The organism is Microbacterium wangyouchuni (genome assembly GCF_054072595.1).
The window spans coordinates 39,500-56,841 of sequence record NZ_JBSVRM010000004.1; the positions used below are offsets into that span (position 1 = coordinate 39,500).

The 17,342-nt window shown below is 64.1% G+C and carries 14 protein-coding genes; 7 read left to right on the forward strand and 7 right to left on the reverse strand.

Annotation, left to right across the window (positions count from 1 at the left end; all coding sequences use genetic code 11):
- Nucleotides 1–17: 17 nt before the first annotated feature.
- The 4 genes from ACW5CM_RS07510 (at nucleotide 18) to ACW5CM_RS07525 (ending at nucleotide 4,647) form a co-directional block, all read left to right on the forward strand.
- Entirely contained in the window at nucleotides 18–1,223 is a 1,206-nt protein-coding gene (locus tag ACW5CM_RS07510; protein ID WP_439254546.1) for a thiolase family protein, read from the forward strand.
- Nucleotides 1,224–1,231: 8 nt separating this feature from the next.
- Nucleotides 1,232–3,373 (forward strand): 3-hydroxyacyl-CoA dehydrogenase NAD-binding domain-containing protein, encoded by a 2,142-nt coding sequence (locus ACW5CM_RS07515; RefSeq protein WP_438254851.1) that lies wholly within the window; start codon nucleotides 1,232–1,234, stop codon nucleotides 3,371–3,373.
- Nucleotides 3,374–3,445: 72 nt separating this feature from the next.
- Nucleotides 3,446–4,123, forward strand: coding sequence for a TetR/AcrR family transcriptional regulator (locus tag ACW5CM_RS07520; protein ID WP_438254452.1), 678 nt, complete (start codon nucleotides 3,446–3,448; stop codon nucleotides 4,121–4,123).
- Nucleotides 4,120–4,647 (forward strand): hypothetical protein, encoded by a 528-nt coding sequence (locus ACW5CM_RS07525; protein ID WP_438254451.1) that lies wholly within the window; start codon nucleotides 4,120–4,122, stop codon nucleotides 4,645–4,647. The genes ACW5CM_RS07520 and ACW5CM_RS07525 overlap by 4 nt, the downstream gene beginning before the upstream one ends.
- Before the next feature lie 3 nt (nucleotides 4,648–4,650).
- Here the strand turns inward: ACW5CM_RS07525 and dxs are convergent, their stop codons facing one another.
- From dxs to dut, 5 genes are all read right to left on the reverse strand, one after another.
- Nucleotides 4,651–6,591 (reverse strand): 1-deoxy-D-xylulose-5-phosphate synthase, encoded by a 1,941-nt coding sequence (dxs, locus tag ACW5CM_RS07530; RefSeq protein WP_457124672.1) that lies wholly within the window; start codon nucleotides 6,589–6,591, stop codon nucleotides 4,651–4,653.
- A 169-nt stretch (nucleotides 6,592–6,760) separates the two neighbouring features.
- Nucleotides 6,761–9,592 carry an aconitate hydratase gene (locus tag ACW5CM_RS07535; RefSeq protein ID WP_457124673.1) on the reverse strand — a complete coding sequence of 944 codons (2,832 nt, stop codon included), beginning with the start codon at nucleotides 9,590–9,592 and terminating at the stop codon, nucleotides 6,761–6,763.
- Between the two features lie 150 nt (nucleotides 9,593–9,742).
- Nucleotides 9,743–10,486 (reverse strand): DUF3159 domain-containing protein, encoded by a 744-nt coding sequence (locus tag ACW5CM_RS07540; RefSeq protein WP_439254541.1) that lies wholly within the window; start codon nucleotides 10,484–10,486, stop codon nucleotides 9,743–9,745.
- Nucleotides 10,483–11,073: a DUF3710 domain-containing protein gene (locus ACW5CM_RS07545; protein WP_438254445.1), complete on the reverse strand. Its 591-nt coding sequence runs from the start codon at nucleotides 11,071–11,073 to the stop codon at nucleotides 10,483–10,485. The genes ACW5CM_RS07540 and ACW5CM_RS07545 overlap by 4 nt, the downstream gene beginning before the upstream one ends.
- Nucleotides 11,074–11,088: 15 nt before the next feature.
- Nucleotides 11,089–11,505: a dUTP diphosphatase gene (gene dut / locus ACW5CM_RS07550; RefSeq protein ID WP_438254850.1), complete on the reverse strand. Its 417-nt coding sequence runs from the start codon at nucleotides 11,503–11,505 to the stop codon at nucleotides 11,089–11,091.
- Nucleotides 11,506–11,568: 63 nt separating this feature from the next.
- On the opposite strand from dut, the gene ACW5CM_RS07555 reads away from it, so the two are divergent.
- Nucleotides 11,569–12,036 carry a DUF3093 domain-containing protein gene (locus tag ACW5CM_RS07555; RefSeq protein WP_438254444.1) on the forward strand — a complete coding sequence of 156 codons (468 nt, stop codon included), beginning with the start codon at nucleotides 11,569–11,571 and terminating at the stop codon, nucleotides 12,034–12,036.
- A 117-nt stretch (nucleotides 12,037–12,153) separates the two neighbouring features.
- On the opposite strand, the gene ACW5CM_RS07560 is transcribed toward ACW5CM_RS07555, so the two are convergent.
- Nucleotides 12,154–12,447, reverse strand: coding sequence for a DUF4193 domain-containing protein (locus ACW5CM_RS07560; protein ID WP_438254848.1), 294 nt, complete (start codon nucleotides 12,445–12,447; stop codon nucleotides 12,154–12,156).
- A gap of 199 nt (nucleotides 12,448–12,646) precedes the next feature.
- Here ACW5CM_RS07560 and sepH point away from each other — a divergent pair, with 199 nt between their 5' ends.
- Nucleotides 12,647–13,711 (forward strand): septation protein SepH, encoded by a 1,065-nt coding sequence (gene sepH, locus ACW5CM_RS07565; RefSeq protein ID WP_438254443.1) that lies wholly within the window; start codon nucleotides 12,647–12,649, stop codon nucleotides 13,709–13,711.
- 6 nt (nucleotides 13,712–13,717) lie between these two features.
- Here sepH and ACW5CM_RS07570 read toward each other — a convergent pair whose 3' ends face one another.
- Nucleotides 13,718–14,851: an alkaline phosphatase family protein gene (locus ACW5CM_RS07570; protein WP_457124674.1), complete on the reverse strand. Its 1,134-nt coding sequence runs from the start codon at nucleotides 14,849–14,851 to the stop codon at nucleotides 13,718–13,720.
- Between the two features lie 44 nt (nucleotides 14,852–14,895).
- Between ACW5CM_RS07570 and ACW5CM_RS07575 the strand changes: the two genes are divergently transcribed.
- Entirely contained in the window at nucleotides 14,896–17,340 is a 2,445-nt protein-coding gene (locus ACW5CM_RS07575; RefSeq protein WP_439254538.1) for a DNA gyrase/topoisomerase IV subunit A, read from the forward strand.
- Nucleotides 17,341–17,342 lie beyond the last annotated feature (2 nt).

The following is a 17,342-nucleotide window of genomic DNA, read 5'->3' on the forward strand; positions in this document are numbered from 1 at the left end:
CCAACCTTGGAGGCAGAGTGGCCGAGATCTCGGACGTCTTCTTCGTCGATGGCATGCGCACCCCGTTCGGGCGCGCTGGCGAAAAAGGCATGTACTGGAACACCCGCGCAGACGACCTCGCTGTGAAGGCGACGATCGGGCTCATGGAGCGCAACGCCGACGTTCCGGCAGAGCGCATCGACGATGTGGCCATCGCCGCGACATCACAGACCGGCGACCAGGGGCTCACGCTCGGTCGCTCCGTGGCAATTCTTGCGGGTCTGCCCAACACCGTGCCTGGCCTTGCCGTTGAGCGCATGTGCGCCGGCGCCATGACCAGTGTCACGACCATGGCCGGCTCGATCGGCATCGGCATGTACGACTTCGCGATCGCCGGCGGCGTCGAGCACATGGGGCACCACCCCATCGGCGCCAACGCCGACCCGAACCCGCGTTTCGTCGCGGAGAAGATGGTCGACCCGGGTGCGCTGAACATGGGCGTGACCGCGGAGCGCATCTTCGATCGCTTCCCGCACCTGACCAAGGAGCGCTCTGACCGGTTCGGGATGCTGAGCCAGCACAAGGTGCAGGCCGCATATGACGCCGGGAAGATCCAGCCGGATCTCGTACCGGTTGCTATCAAGGGCGCCGACGGCGCTTGGGGGTTGGCCAGCGAGGACGAGGGCCGTCGCCCGCAGACCACGATGGATGATCTCGCGGCTCTCAAGACTCCTTTCCGGCCGCATGGTCGAGTGACCGCCGGCACCTCTTCGCCGCTCACTGATGGAGCGACGATGTCGCTACTGGCCGGTGGCGGCGCAGTGAAGGAATTCGGTCTGAAGCCGAAGATGAAGATGGTGTCGTTCGCATTCGCCGGCGTGCAGCCGGAGATCATGGGCATCGGCCCGATCCCCTCGACGGAGAAGGCGTTGAAGAAGGCCGGACTCACGATCGCCGACATCGGTCTGTTCGAATTGAACGAAGCATTTGCCATCCAGGTCATCTCGCTGCTCGACCACTTCGGCATCGCGGATGACGACCCCCGTGTGAACCAGTGGGGCGGGGCTATCGCGCTCGGTCACCCCCTCGCAGCATCCGGTGTGCGACTGATGATCCAACTCGCCGCGCAGTTCGCCGAACGTCCGGACGTGCGTTACGGTCTCACCGCCATGTGCGTCGGCCTGGGCCAGGGCGGCAGCGTCATCTGGGAGAACCCGTACTACGACGGCAAGAAGCGAAAGTGAGTACGAACATGACCGACTACGACAAGATCGATTTCTCTCCCATTCTCGCCCTCGCCGGCGACGAGGTCATCACGCATTCGCCGGTCAGCGACATTCGCCTCGCCTCCGGCAAGGTGATGGCGTTGATCACCCTCGACAACGGCCGCGATCACACCAGGCCGAATACGCTCGGACCGGCAACCCTCACCGAACTGGGTGAAACACTCGCCGGGCTCAAAGCGCGCGCAGCGGCTGGCGAGATCCATGCTGTCGGCATCACCGGCAAGCAGTACATCCTCGCTGCTGGTGCAGATCTCTCGGATATCTCGAAGGTCACATCCACCGATGACGCGCGCTTGATCGCGCAGCTCGGCCACAAGGTCATCGGCTCGCTCAGCGAACTCGGTGTTCCCTCGTTCGCCTTCGTCAACGGGCTCGCGCTGGGTGGTGGGCTCGAGATCGCGCTGAACTCGACGTACCGCACGGTGGATGCTTCGGCCGCGGCGGTCGCGCTGCCAGAGGTATTCCTCGGCATCATTCCCGGTTGGGGCGGTGCCTACCTGCTTCCGAACCTCATCGGCATCGAGAACGCCCTTGAGGTCGTGATCTCGAATCCGCTCAAGCAGAACCGGATGCTCAAGCCGCAGCAGGCATTCGACCTCGGGATTATGGATGCCATCTTCCCGGCCGCTAACTACCTCGAGAACTCGCTCGCCTGGGCGGATGAGGTACTCAGCGGCAAGAAGGTGGAGCGCAAGAATGAGCCGGGCAAGCTCGAGCGCCTGACGAAGTGGCCAATTGCCATCAAGATGGCACGCGGGATGCTGGAATCGAAGATCGGCACGATGCCGCGCTCGCCCTATGTCGCGCTCGACCTGCTCGACAAGGCGAAGAGCGGTACCAAAGCCGAAGGCTTCGCGCGCGAAGATGAGGCGCTTGCCGATCTCGTCTCCGGCGACCAGTTCGCGGCATCCATGTATGCGTTCGATCTCGTGCAGAAGCGTGCGAAACGTCCGGTTGGAGCGCCGGACAAGGCTCTCGCCAAGAAGGTTACGAAGGTCGGCATCATCGGCGCTGGTCTCATGGCCAGCCAGTTCGCGCTACTTTTCGTGCGCAGGCTGCAGGTGCCGGTGCTGATCACGGACATCGACCAGGCACGTGTCGACAAGGGCCTGGCGTACATCAATGAGGAAATCGGCAAACTTGAGGCCAAGGGCCGGCTCGACTCCGACAGTGCGAACAAGCTGCGCGGTCTGATTCATGGCACAGTCGACAAGAGCGAGTATGCGGACTGCGACTTCGTCATCGAGGCGGTGTTCGAAGAGGTCGGCGTGAAGCAGCAGGTGTTCGGCGACATCGAGAAGATCATCGCCGATGACGCGATCCTGGCGACGAACACTTCGTCGCTGTCGGTCGAGGAGATCGGAGCCAAACTCGCCCACCCGGAGCGGTTGGTTGGATTCCACTTCTTCAACCCGGTCGCGGTCATGCCGCTCATCGAGATCGTGAAGACGCCGGGCACCGATGAGCAGACGCTGGCGACAGCCTTCGTCGTGGCGAAGGGACTCGGCAAGAGCGCAGTGCTCACCGCCGATGCTCCGGGCTTCGTCGTGAACCGGCTCCTGGCGAAGGTCATGGGCGAGGCGGCACGGGCAGTCTACGAGGGAACACCGATCGCCGACGTCGAGAAGGCCTTCGGACCGCTCGGTCTTCCCATGGGCCCATTCCAACTCATCGACCTCGTCGGTTGGAAGGTCGCAGCCCACGTGCAGGACACGATGGTCCGGCACTTCCCCGATCGGTTCTACGCCAACGACAACTTCCACGCTCTGGCAGAGCTTGACAAGGTCGTGGAGAAGGACAAGGGCGGGCGTGTCACCGGCTGGACCAAGGCGGCGGAGAAGGCACTCAAGGGCGCTGTGGGTTCGGCCCCGGCATCGGCCGAGACGATCCTCACCCGCGTGCAGGACGGCCTCGCGCAGGAGATCAAACTCATGCTCGATGAGGGCGTCGTGCCCGAGGTCGAGGACATCGACCTCTGCCTGATCCTGGGTGCCGGTTGGCCCTTCATCGATGGCGGTGCTTCGCCGTACCTGGACCGAGAGGGCGCATCGGAGCGGGTGTTCGGCGGCACCTTCCATAACCCGCCGATCCGCGGGATCGGGAGCTGAGCTAGTACTCGTCAGCAGGAAAGAGGGGGCGCATCTTCGGATGCGCCCCCTCTTTCCTGCTATGTTTTGAACATGTTCGAAAAGGACGAGGGCCCCGTCAAAAAGAGCGAACGCACCCGGGTGAAGATCCGGGATGCTGCAATCACTTCGTTCATCAAGAACGGCTACGCCGACACGACGATGCGCGCGATTGCTGAGGCAGCAGGCGTCTCTGTCGGCAACGCGTACTACTACTTCCCGTCCAAAACCCATCTGGTGCAGGAGCTCTACGTCCGCGTCCAGCGAGAACATGCCGCTCTCGCGCTTCCTCAGCTCGAAGGGGTTCCTGGGCTCGTCGACCGCCTGCGGATCGTGTTCGAGACGGGCCTGAGCGCAGTACTCCCCTACCAGCACGTCGCGCCGGGATTCCTGACTGCGATGATCCCTCCGGACTCTCCGCTCAACCCGCTTGCCGATGAGTCCGGGCCCGCGCGCGCGATGACGCTGAATCTGTTTCGGTCGGCTGTCTCCGGCGCGCAGCATCGACTCCCGGAAGAGATCGCAGGGCGGATGCCGCAGGCCCTGTTCGTTGCCTATCTTGCGCTCGTACTGCGGTGGACGTACGACAGCACCCCTGGGCAGCGCAGCACGAGGCGTCTGCTCGATAGCGGGCTGCGGACTCTGGCGCTCGCGCTTCCGTTCGCCAGAGTCCCAGGAATCCGCAAGGCGACGAGCGAGCTGCTGACCCTGATCGGCGAGGTGCGAACATGACCGAAGTCTCCCCACGGACCGTTGAAGAGCCGATGGCGTTCACTGACGGGGAGTTTCGTCAGGGCGCGTTCGCCGCATGGATCTCGTTCATGCTTCTGCTCGTCTCGATGCTCATCGTGACGGCGGTGCTGAACTCCGGCCTCCCGTGGGGCCCGCCTCTGGCGATGATCACGCTGTACTTGATGTTCGGGGTCCCGGTCGGTGGCGCGGTATCAGCCGTCGTCACGCTCATCGCGGCGCCCATCCTGCGACTGATCGCGCGACGTCTGGCACGAAGCCCACGAATCATCGTGCACGTCGCCGTGTACACGGCCTTCGGTGTGCTGCTGGGCTTTGTCGTCCTCAGCGCAGGTGTGCTCATTACCCGCGGTAGCTTCGCCTACGTCTTCTCGACGTGGTTCCCCGCGATGGTGGCCACAATGTGCGCCCTCAGTGTTGTGTCAGGCTGGGCCTGGACAGCAAGGCGTCACAAGCGCGTCCCCCGTCACCGCGCGCCCGCTGCACGCCACGACGCAGCTGTCTAGGACTCAGCGCCGTTCGTGCAGCGGAAGATCGATCGCGCCGGTCTCGCCGGCGTTTCGCGCCATGGGGATACGCGTTCCCAAGACTTGCGCGACGATATCCTGAGCGATCTTCGAAGCCGTGAGACCGGCGTCGGCGAGGATCTCCTCGCGTGACGCGTGGTCGAGGAACTCATCAGGCAGCCCCAGCTCGTCAACAGCGGTGTCAATACCCGCTTCACGCAGAACCTGGCGGACCCTGGTGCCGATGCCGCCGACACGGATGCCGTCCTCCAGGGTGATCACCAGCCGGTGCTGGGCTGCGAGTTCGATCACCGAGGGCTGCACGGGGATAGCCCAGCGCGGATCGATCACCGTCGCACCGATCCCCTGCGCTCGCAGCCGCGCGGAAACATCCATGGCCAGCGCAGCGAATGGCCCGATGCCGACAAGCAGCACGTCCTCGCCCTCACCACGGCTGAGCACATCGACGCCGTCGGCGAGCCGCTCCAACGCAGGCAATTCGGGCACCACAGTCCCCTTGGGGAATCGAATGACCGTCGGGGCATCGTTGACGGCGACAGCCTCTTCCAACGCTTCACGCAGCCGCACAGCGTCTCTGGGGGCAGCAATCCGGATGTGTGGCACGATCTGCAGCATTGCGAGGTCCCACATGCCGTGATGGCTCGGGCCGTCCGGTCCCGTGATTCCGGCGCGATCGAGCACGAAGGTCACTCCGGCCCGGTGCAGGCCGACATCCATGAGCACCTGATCGAACGCGCGCCCCATGAAGGTCGCGTACATAGCGACTACCGGATGCAGGCCGCCATAGGCGAGGCCCGCTGCCGCTGTCACCGCGTGCTGCTCAGCGATCCCCACGTCATACACACGGTCGGGAAAGCGCTCGGCGAATGCGGCAAGGCCGGTCGGACGCAACATCGCGGCGGTCATCGCGATCACTTGCGGATCGCGTTCACCGACTTTGACGAGGGCATCGGAGAAGACATCCGTCCAGCCCTGACCACTCGAGGAGAGTGTCTCCCCCGTCGCCGGATCGATGCGCCCAACGGCGTGGAACTGATCTGCTTCGTCGTCACGCGCCGGCTGATAGCCCCGGCCCTTCTCCGTGATGACGTGCACGATCACCGGCGCGCCGTAAGACTTCGCCTGCTCCATGGTCTCGATCAGCGCGGGAAGGTCGTGCCCGTCGACGGGTCCGAGGTACTTAATGTCGAGGTTCGAATACAGGGCCGCGTTGTTGGTGAACCGTGAAAGAAAGCCATGCGTGCCACCGCGAACGCCGCGGAAGAGCGCGCGTCCAACAGGGCCGAAGGCGCGGAACAATCGATCTGATTTGCGGTGCAGATTGCGGTAAGTGGCCGCCGTGCGCACGCGGTTGAGATATCGGGACATACCGCCGATGGTCGGCGCATAGGATCGGCCGTTGTCGTTGACGACGATGACGAGGTTGCGGTCGTTATCGTCGGAGATGTTGTTGAGCGCTTCCCAGGTCATACCGCCGGTGAGTGCGCCGTCGCCGACGATCGCCACCACATGGCGATCTGCACGACCTGTGGCTGTCAGCGCCCGTGAGATGCCATCCGCCCAGCTGAGTGAACTGGAAGCGTGAGAGGACTCGACCACATCATGCGCGCTCTCGCTGCGCTGCGGGTAACCGGCCAAGCCGCCGCGAACACGCAGATTCGAGAAGTCTTGGCGGCCGGTGAGAATCTTGTGCACGTAGGACTGATGCCCGGTATCGAAGACGAAGGGGTCATCCGGTGAAGAAAAGACCCGATGCAGCGCGATCGTCAGTTCCACCACGCCGAGGTTCGGCCCGAGATGGCCGCCGGTGCGCGAAACGTTGTCGACCAGGAATGTGCGAATCTCTGCGGCCAGATCATCGAGCTGATCGAGAGACAATCCATCTAGATCCCGGGGTCCTGAGATGCTCGGAAGAATGGGCATCTGCACCTCCTCATCGACTCCGCGCGACGCTCCTGAGCGAGCGAACACTCCAACGGGAATCTTACCGCGCTCGGCAGAGAATCTTCGGTGAACAGGCACCCCCACGTTCCTGCCGAGTACGCGAAAGGGGCCCGGATCATACGATCCGAGCCCCTTCGATAAACGCTGATCAGACCAGCGAACGCAGCACGTACTGCAGAATTCCACCGTTGCGGTAGTAGTCCGCCTCACCGGGGGTGTCGATGCGAACGACCGCGTCGAATTCCACCGGCTGCTTACCCTCAGGCGAGTGCTCGCTCGGCGTAGCCGTGACCCGCACCGTCTTCGGCGTGGTGCCGTTGTTGAGTTCTTCCAGGCCCGTGATCGAGACGATCTCGGTGCCGTCGAGACCCAGCGACTCCCAGCTCTCGCCAGCGGGGAACTGCAGCGGGACGACGCCCATGCCGATCAGGTTCGAGCGGTGAATGCGCTCGAAGCTCTCGGTGATGACGGCCTTGACGCCCAGCAGACTGGTGCCCTTCGCAGCCCAGTCGCGCGACGATCCCGAACCGTATTCCTTGCCACCGAAGATCACCAGCGGGGTGCCGGCGTCCTGGTAGTTCTGGCTGGCGTCGTAGATGAACGACTGCGGTGCGTCAGCCTGGGTGAAGTCGCGAGTGAAGCCACCCTCGACCTCGTTGCCATCGTTGACGGCACGAACCAGCTGGTTCTTCAGGCGGATGTTCGCGAACGTGCCGCGGATCATCACTTCGTGGTTGCCACGGCGTGAACCGAAGGAGTTGAAGTCCTTCTGCCGGACTCCGTGCTCCTCGAGGTACTTCGCAGCCGGGGTGCCGATCTTGATGTTTCCGGCCGGGCTGATGTGGTCAGTCGTGACCGAGTCACCCAGGGTTGCCATGACACGCGCACCGGTAATGTCTGACACGGGGGTCAGCTCCATCGTCATGCCCTCGAAGTATGGAGGACGACGCACGTAGGTCGACTTGTCGTCCCACTCGAAGATGGGGCCTGTCGGGGTGGGCAGGCTCGTCCAGCGCTCGTCACCGTCGAAGACCGTGGCGTACTGCTTGATGAACTGCTCACGCGAGATCGATGAGTCGATGACTTCCTGGATCTCTGCCGGGGTCGGCCAGATGTCCTTGAGGAAGACGTCGTTGCCCTCGGTGTCTGTGCCGAGTGCGTCGTTCTCGAAGTCGAAGTGCATCGATCCCGCCAGTGCGTAGGCGACTACCAGCGGCGGCGAAGCCAGGTAGTTCATCTTCACATCGGGGCTGATGCGACCCTCGAAGTTGCGGTTGCCGGAGAGCACTGCGGTGACGGCGAGGTCGTGATCGTTGATCGCGGCCGAAACCTCTTCGATGAGCGGACCAGAGTTACCGATGCAGATGGTGCAGCCGTAGCCGACCGTGTAGAACCCGAGGCCTTCCAGGTCCTTATCGAGGCCGGACTTCTCGTAGTAGTCGGTGACGACCTTCGACCCCGGGCCGAGCGTGGTCTTGACCCACGGCTTCTGCTTCAGACCCTTCTCGCGCGCCTTACGGGCGAGAAGTCCTGCGGCCATCATGACCGACGGGTTCGAGGTGTTGGTGCACGAGGTGATCGCGGCCAGGGTGACAGCACCGTGGTCGAGAATGTAGCTCTCGCCATCAGGCGTGGTCACCGGAACAGGCTTGGACGAGCCGTTGACGCCGCTGGAGATGTGCACCGGACGCGTGTCGTGGTCTTCCTCACCGGGCACGGGGCCCGGGTCGGAGGCCGGGAAGGAGTGCTTCGATTCCAGGTCGACCAGCGAGTCCGATGTGCTCGGCTGCGCGTAGTCGACGATGTCCTTCTCGAACTGCGACTTCGCCTCCGACAGCAGGATCCGGTCCTGCGGACGCTTGGGACCTGCGATCGACGGCACTACGGTGCTGAGGTCGAGCTCCATGTACTCGCTGAAGGAGGGCTCCTTCGAGGCGTCGTGCCACAGGCCCTGCTCCTTGGCGTAGGCCTCGACGAGAGCGATCGCCTGCTCGTCGCGACCGGTGAGACGCAGGTAGTCGGTGGTGACAGCATCGATCGGGAACATCGCCGCGGTCGAACCGAACTCCGGGCTCATGTTTCCAATGGTGGCGCGGTTGGCGAGCGGCACGGAAGCCACACCGGCACCGTAGAACTCGACGAACTTGCCGACCACGCCGTGCTTGCGCAGCATGTCAGTGATCGTCAGCACCACGTCGGTCGCGGTGACGCCGGCGGGAATCTCACCGGTGAGCTTGAAGCCCACGACACGAGGGATCAGCATTGACACGGGCTGGCCGAGCATCGCGGCCTCGGCCTCAATGCCACCGACGCCCCAACCGAGCACACCCAGGCCGTTGACCATGGTGGTGTGCGAGTCGGTTCCGACACAGGTGTCGGGGTAAGCCTGGAGCACGCCGCCGTTGGTGCGGTCATAGATGACCTTGGCGAGGTGTTCGATGTTCACCTGGTGCACGATTCCGGTTCCCGGGGGGACGACCTTGAAGTCGTTGAACGCGGTCTGACCCCAACGCAGGAACTGGTAACGCTCACCGTTGCGCTCGTATTCGATCTCGACGTTGCGCTCAAGAGCATTCTCGGAGCCGAACAGGTCGGCGATCACCGAGTGGTCGATCACCATTTCAGCAGGCGACAAGGGGTTGATCTTGTTCGGGTCGCCACCGAGTGCGGTGACGGCCTCGCGCATGGTCGCAAGATCGACGATGCAGGGCACGCCGGTGAAGTCCTGCATGACCACGCGGGCCGGCGAGAACTGGATCTCGGTGTTGGGCTCGGCCGCGGCATCCCACGATCCCAGAGCCTCGATCTGAGCCTTCGTGACATTCGCGCCGTCCTCGGTGCGAAGCAGGTTCTCGAGGAGTACCTTCAGGCTGAACGGGAGCTTGTCAAAGCCCGGAACCGTGTCAACGCGGAAGATCTCATAGTCGGTACTGCCGACCGTCAGGGTGCTTTTAGCACCGAAGCTGTTAACCGTGGACACGAATCCGTCTCCTTCTCATCTGTGGGAGCGACAGGCGATTCAATCTTGCTCGCCTGGGGAGCTGGCTGCCAGCAAGGCACACCTAACAGTGTCCTCTGGATTGGCACCCAGCGAAAGTCTTAAATTTATCTTGACGTCAAGATAAATCTATCATGCACCGGCGGACGCGTCACTGCGCGACGCGCTCGGATGCAGTGCCCGGACAACCAACCAGGTCACCGCGATCATCGGTGCGAACAGCGGCAAACCCATCACGATCTTGAACGTCCCCAGGGCCGTGACGTCGCCGGCGAAGTACAGCGGAAGCTGCACAGCGAGGCGAGCGGCGAAGAGTCCTGCCCAGGCGATGGCGAGCCAGAAATACGCACGACGCATCCGTTTGCTCTGCCGCCACGCGGTGCCCTCCCCCAGGAGGAATCCAGCCGCGAGTCCGATCAGCGACCAGCCGACCAGCGCCGAGATGAGAAGCGCCGAGCCATAGGCGGCGTTCGTGAAGAAACCGAGGACGAAATTGTTTTCGCCGCGTCCGGTGAAAAGTGCGAGCGCGGCGGCCGCACCTGCCGCGACCAGCCCACCGATCGCGGCTGACGGCGGCGACTTCTGCAACAGTCGAACGATCGTGAATACGGCCGCAAGACCGACCGAAACTCCCAGCGAGAGCAGAAGCGGGTCCGGCTTCACCGTGAACAGCACCACGAAGGCAAGGCTCGGAAGAACCGATTCCAGGATGCCGCGCCATCCACCCATCGCGGACCACACGACTTTCTGCGTGCTCGCCCCTTCGGCCGGGTCTATTCCGGCCCGACGCGCAACACCACCTAGTGCAGCCCCGAGTATGTCTGAGGCACTCTGCTCAGCAGGCTCGTGGTCGTCGTTGCGCTCTTGTTCGCTCACGCCGACCCAGGAGTGGCCGGCATCTTCAGCGGGATGAGATCCCGCGGAGGCATCGGAGTTCCGCCGCGCACGACGACGATCGAGCGGAAGAGATCCTCGACCTTCTCGGAGGCTTCCGGATCGGAAGCTGCCGCACCGCTGATGACGCCGCGCAAGAACCAGCGCGGTCCGTCGACACCGATGAAGCGCGCCAGACGCAGGGCTGAGCCTTCAGCCGCGGGCCCCGGGACCTCGGCGAGCAACTCTTGGCCAAGCGGGCCCTCGCGCTCTTCGACACGACCGCCCTGCTGACGCACCTGATCGACGAGCTGCATGCGTGTCTCGTGCCAGAGCCCCAGCGTGCGCGGGGCGGCGAACGGCTGCACCTGCAGAGACGAGCCTTCGTAGTCGAGCCCCACCGCGACGATGCGCTTGGACTGCTCTTCCACCTCGAGTCGGAGGTTGAGCCCTTCGCGCGGCAGGATCTTGATGCCGCCCAGGTCGATGTAGGGGCGAATCGGGTTCGCCTCGCTCTCATCGAACGGACCATCGCTGGCTCGGTTCGCGGGAGCCGACTTGGATGTCGGCTGGGTGATCTCTTCAGTCATCTCTGTCGTTCCTGCCTATTCGACTGCCTGTGTAGTCGCGGTGTATCCTGTCGAGCCGAATCCGGCGGCACCGCGTGCACTGTCGGGGAGTTCCGCAACCGGAATGAATTTCGCGCGGGTCACCGGCATGATGATCAATTGCGCGATCCGGTCGCCGACCGCCACATCGTACGCGCTGGAGCTGTCGGTGTTCAGCAGACTCACTTTGATCTCGCCGCGATAACCCGAATCAACCGTTCCAGGCGAGTTCACGATCGTGATGCCGTGTTTAGCGGCAAGACCGCTGCGGGGGACGACGAAAGCGGCATGCCCCTCGGGCAGCGCGATGCTCACACCGGTGGGAACGAGCGCACGCTCTCCGGGAGCGAGATGGACGGCCTCAGCTGCCACCAGATCGGCACCGGCATCGCCGGGATGGGCGTAATGCGGCATGACAGACGCGATAATGGGAAGATCAATGGAATCGCTCACCCCCTGAGGCTAATGCAGAACCCCATGACTGACACACGTGCTCGCTACCGCGAGCGTCTTTCGCCGAGCCTGTGGCTCGTCGTCACGGCCGCTGTTGCCGCTCCCATGGTGACATTCACGCTCACGCCGTTGGGCTCGCTGATCGCTCTTATCATCGGGATCGCTGCCGCGGTAGTGCTGATCGCAGCACTCATTCTCGGGTCGCCGGTCATCCGCGTCGATGGCACCGTCCTGCGCGCCGGTCGCGCACACATCGACGCACGCTGGCTGGGCTCCGTCGTCGAGCTCACCGGCGATGAAGCGCGAGCTGCGCGTGGCACGGCGCTCCCGGCACGGGGTTGGCACCTGATCCGCAGCGGGATCGATTCCGTCGTGGTCGTGGAGAACACCGACCCGAACGATCCGGCGCCGAGCTGGACGATCTCGACGCGCACTCCCGATCGCCTGGCTGCGGCTATCCGCGGAGCTCAGACGGCGGCATCCGACGACTGAGCAGTCCCGGCGGATACACCGACGGCAGCACGAAGGCGCCGGCACGAAGACGCCTCCGGATACGACAACGCGCCCCAAGCCATGCGGCCGGGGCGCGTGAACGTGGAGCGACTGCTATCAGGCAGCGCACTCCTTGCAGATCAGACCCTCTGCACCCTCATGGTCAAGCTGCGAGCGGTGCTTCACGAGGAAGCAGCTCATGCAGGTGAACTCGTCCTGCTGCGCGGGTAGCACAACGACGTCGAGTTCGAGGTCAGAAAGGTCGGCACCGGGGAGGTCGAAACTCGACGGATTGTCAGAGTCTTCGTCACCGGTGGTCCCGGACAGTTTGTCCGGCACACGCTCCTTCAAGGCTTCGATCGACTCGGAGTCGTCTTCGCTCTTTCGGGGGGCGTCGTAGTCGGTTGCCATGCGGTAGATCTCCACTTTCATGGTGCTAGTGGGCGGTGTGCCATCGGGTAAGCGGCGGGCATAGTTTGCACGACACGGAAGCAATTTGCAAATGCGCCCGCGCACGACACATCAAACTGACGGCGCGCCCAGGGTATTCCCGCCTCCCGCGCCACACGCATGACACCATTGGAGAACACCCATTCAGAGGGGCATTCGCATGGAAAACGTCACGATCGTCGGTACCGAAGACGACCTGCTGATCCTCGCCACCGGTTCGGGCGAACGATTCGCCCTCGCCATCGACGATGTACTGCAGCGCGAGATCCGTCGCGCCCGTCGGCGGGGCGCCGAGGAGACCTCACGGGTCACCGTAAGCCCGCGCGAGATCCAGACCCACATCCGTTCCGGTCTGTCCGCGACGGAGGTAGCAGAGCTTCTCGGCATCGGACTCGACGATGTCTCCCGCTTCGAAGGACCGGTTCTCGCGGAACGCGAGCACATCATCGGGCAGGCCCTCGCCGTCCCCGTACTCATTGGCAGCGAGGTCGAACCAGATGCGCAGCCCACTTTCGGAGTCGCCATCCGCGGCAAGCTCGCTGAGTTGGAAGCATCCGATGAGCGCTGGGCAAGCTGGAAAGACGAGTCCGGATGGATCGTCAAGCTGGAGTTCCTCGCGAACGAGGTGAGCCACGACGCTCGCTGGAGCTTCGACCCGCGACGCAGTTCTCTCTCGCCGCTGAACTCTGATGCCACGCAGCTCTCTCGACAGGGTTCGCTTCCCGACGGGCTGATCCCCCGCCTCCGCGCGGTCGAGAGCGAGCGTGTCGAGTCGCCGTACAAGGACGACAGCCGCTTCGACTCCGGCGCATTCGGGCCACGTCTTCTGCCGAAGCCCGATGCCGAGCCCGACGAGCCCGTGGCGCCTGAGCGGTCGAACAGCGCGGCGCAGCAAGCCGCGATCAAACGGGCACCCGATCAGTCCACGACCAGCGCTGAAACCGCTGACCTGCTCGAGGCGCTTCGTCGCCGGCGCGGCCAGCGCGAGAGCGCGCCTCTGATCGATGACGACGGCGAGGTGATCGCACCTTCGAAGAGTTCCGAACCAATCGCACTCTTCGATGCTCTCGCACCTGAGGCTGCCGCCGATCCTGATCCAGAACCGGAACCCGCACCGGCACCTGCTCCTCAGGAACGCTCCGCAGACACCCCCGCTCGGCGAAAGCGTCGCAATGCGATGCCGTCCTGGGACGAGATCGTCTTCGGCGCCCGCACCGACGACTGATCCAGATCAGCGAGCGGCGGCGAAAGCACCGCGCTTGACGTAGGGAACCAGGCGTTCCTCCGGCGTCAGCGCGCCATGCTGTCCGATCATTGTGCGTGCACGCTGATCCGCGGCCGTTCCGTCGTAGAAGGCGCGGTTTCCGCGGGCGATCACCAGGATGTCCCCGATCCGTGCTGATGCCGCCTCGCCGACCGTCGGACCGAACAACCCCGCGGCCTTTGCCTCAGCGCGGCTGAACACGTCAGCAGTGCCTTCGCAGAGTTGCCTCCAGCAGTCCACGACAGCGGCGGGATCAGCATCCGCTTCCAGATACACGTGCAACATGCGCGGCTCGCCGCCGATATGACGAATGCCCTCGAACCGCGGATCACCGTCATCCAGCACGATCTGCCGGTGTGCGGGTACATCAATCATCCCGTGATCTGCCGTGATCAGCACGCCTACGTGACGAGGCGCGGCCAGGGCGAGTGCCGCATCGATCTCTTCCAGTGCCGCAATCCACTCGGCCGAGTCGACGCCATAGCGGTGGCCCGCTTTGTCGACCTCCGGCAGATAGCAGTAGACGAGCGTTCCCGGCGTGTCGGCGGCAAGCTGATACGCGACAGCCACGCGCTCGGCGGGGGTTTTCGCCGCGACGAACGTGGCTCCACGCAGTGTTGCTCTTGTGAATCCACTGTTCGCGTAGGCTCCAACGCCGACGGCATAACTGGGGTAGCCGCTCGCTGCAGCCTGCTCGAAGACCGTCGGCGTTGGCTGCCACTGCAGCGGATCGATTCCGTCGCTTTCCCAGCCGGAGAGCTGATTGACCAGCACGTCGCGGGAGCGGTCCAGCACCTGGTATCCGACCAGACCGTGCACTCCGGGGTCGACACCGGTCAGCAGACTGGTCAAGGCCGCAGCCGTCGTGGTGGGAAATACGGAATACGCCACGTCTTTCTTGCCAAGCCCTGCGGTCAGGTGCCGGGCATGCCCGGCGTGTGCGCGCAGCTGGATCGCGCCGAGTCCGTCAATGACGACGACCACAACGGAGCGCGCTGCCGGCAACGCGCCCTCCGCGCCGCGCAGCGACGCGAGCAGGTCGCCCGCCACCCCGCTCAGAATCCGAGCTGTGGGGGGCGTGGTCGGTAGAATGGGAGGCATCCGAGCCAGTCTTTCACAGGCCCAGCATCGTCCCCAGGAAGTTCATGCCCCGCACCGAATCTGCCGAGCCCGTCGAGGAGCGCATCCAGGACATCAATCTGTCCGATGAGATGCAGGGATCTTTTCTCGAGTACGCCTACTCGGTCATCTACTCCCGCGCGCTTCCGGACGCTCGCGATGGGCTCAAGCCCGTGCAACGGCGCATCCTCTACCAGATGGCAGAGATGGGGCTCCGACCCGACCGCGGCCATGTGAAGAGTGCCCGCGTCGTCGGCGAGGTCATGGGAAAGTTGCACCCGCACGGCGATTCAGCGATCTATGACGCTCTCGTGCGCCTGTCGCAGGACTTCGCGCTGCGCGTGCCGTTGGTCGACGGACACGGAAACTTCGGTTCACTCGATGATGGCCCCGCAGCATCCCGTTACACCGAGGCGCGTCTCGCCCCCTCTTCTCTCGCGCTGACCGAGAATCTCGACGAAGATGTCGTCGATTTCGTGCCCAACTACGATGGCCAGTTCCAGCAGCCAGCTGTGCTTCCCGCCGCGTTCCCCAATCTGCTCGTCAACGGTGCCAGTGGCATCGCAGTCGGCATGGCGACGAACATGGCCCCACACAACCTCAACGAGGTCGTGGCGGCAGCGGCCCATCTTCTCGAACATCCGGATGCCACTCTCGACGAGCTCATGGAATTCGTGCCCGGCCCTGATTTCCCCTGCGGAGCCATCATCATGGGGCTCGATGGCATCAAGGACGCGTACACGAACGGCCGCGGCGCGTTCAAGGTGCGCGGCAAGGTGTCGATCGAGCCGATCGGACCGCGCCGCACCGGAATCATCGTCACCGAACTGCCCTATATGGTGGGCCCGGAGCGACTGATCGAGAAGATCCGCGATGCCGTGCAGGCCAAGAAGCTGCAGGGCATCAGCGATGTCAACGACCTCACCGACCGCCAACACGGTCTGCGCGTCGCGATCGGCATCAAGACCGGTTTCGATCCGAACGCGGTGCTTGAGCAGCTCTACCGGCTGACGCCGTTGGAAGACTCCTTCAACATCAACAATGTCGCCCTCGTCGAGGGCCAGCCCCGCACGCTCGGCCTCAAGGAGATGCTCAGCGTCTACGTCGGGCACCGGCTCGAGGTGGTGACTCGTCGGAGTCGATACCGTTTGGCACGCCGACAAGAGCGGCTGCACCTGGTTGAGGGCCTGCTCATCGCGATTCTCGACATCGACGAGGTCATCCAGGTCATTCGTTCGTCCGATGACTCTGAGCAGGCCCGTGCACGCCTTCGATCAGTGTTCGATCTCTCCGAGGCACAGGCCGAGTACATTCTCGAGCTGCGCCTGCGTCGGCTGACGAAATTCTCCCGTGTCGAGCTCGAGGCCGAGCGCGATGCACTGCAGGCGGAGATCGCCCAGCTTCAAGAACTGCTGAGCAGCCCGGCGCTGTTGCGTGCTCAGGTCGCGAAAGAATTGGATGCCGCAGCCGAGGCCTACGGCACTCCGCGCCGCACCCTGCTCATGAACGCGAAGCCCGCCGCGCCTCGTCGCGCGAAGGCAGGTGAAGCAGATCTGCAGATCGCGGATGCTCCCACGATCATCGCCCTGTCGACCACCGGACGTGCCGTCCGGGTGGATCTCGCTGAGGGCCAGGAGCTGAGCCGTCCCGCACGGCGCAGTAAACACGATGCGATCCTCTCGACGGTGTCGGGAACGGTTCGTGGCGAGGCAGGTGCGATCACAAGCACCGGACGTCTGCTGCGCTTCTCTCCCGTGGATCTTCCGTCTGTCCCCGGGACTTCTGTCCAGCTGGCTGCTGGCACTCCCCTCCGCGACTACCTCGGAATCACATCACGCTCAGAGAAGGTCGTTGCGCTCATCGACCTCACCACCGAGACTCCCGTCGCGCTCGGCACGGCGCAGGGAACGGTGAAGAGAATCGTCCCCGCGTCGCTGGCAGTCCGGCAAGAACTGGAAGTCATCGGACTCAAGTCCGGTGACACGCTTGTCGGCGCGGTGTCTGCCCCAGAAGACACGAGTGTCGTGTTCTTGACCACGGATGCTCGACTTCTGCACTTCCCAGCATCCACTGTGCGGCCACAGGGGGCACCAGCATCCGGTATGGCCGGCATCAAGCTCGCCGCCGGTGCTTCCGTCCTGTTCTTCGGCGTCACCACTGATCTGGATGACATCACCGTCGCAACCGTCTCGGGGGCTGAGGGTGTGATCCCCGGCACGGATCCGGGACGCGCTAAGGTCTCGTCCTTCGCGGAGTTCCCGGCGAAGGGCCGCGCGACCGGAGGCGTTCGTGCGCACTCGTTCTTGAAGGGCGAGGATCGGCTGACGGTCGCCTGGGTCGGTGCGGCACCCGCATACGCGGTCGGCACCGACGGCGCCGTGCGCAAGCTGCCGGAGACGCTGTCGAAGCGTGATGCCTCCGGTCAGCCGATCGACGGTGTAATCGGCTCGATCGGCCGCCCGATCATCTGACC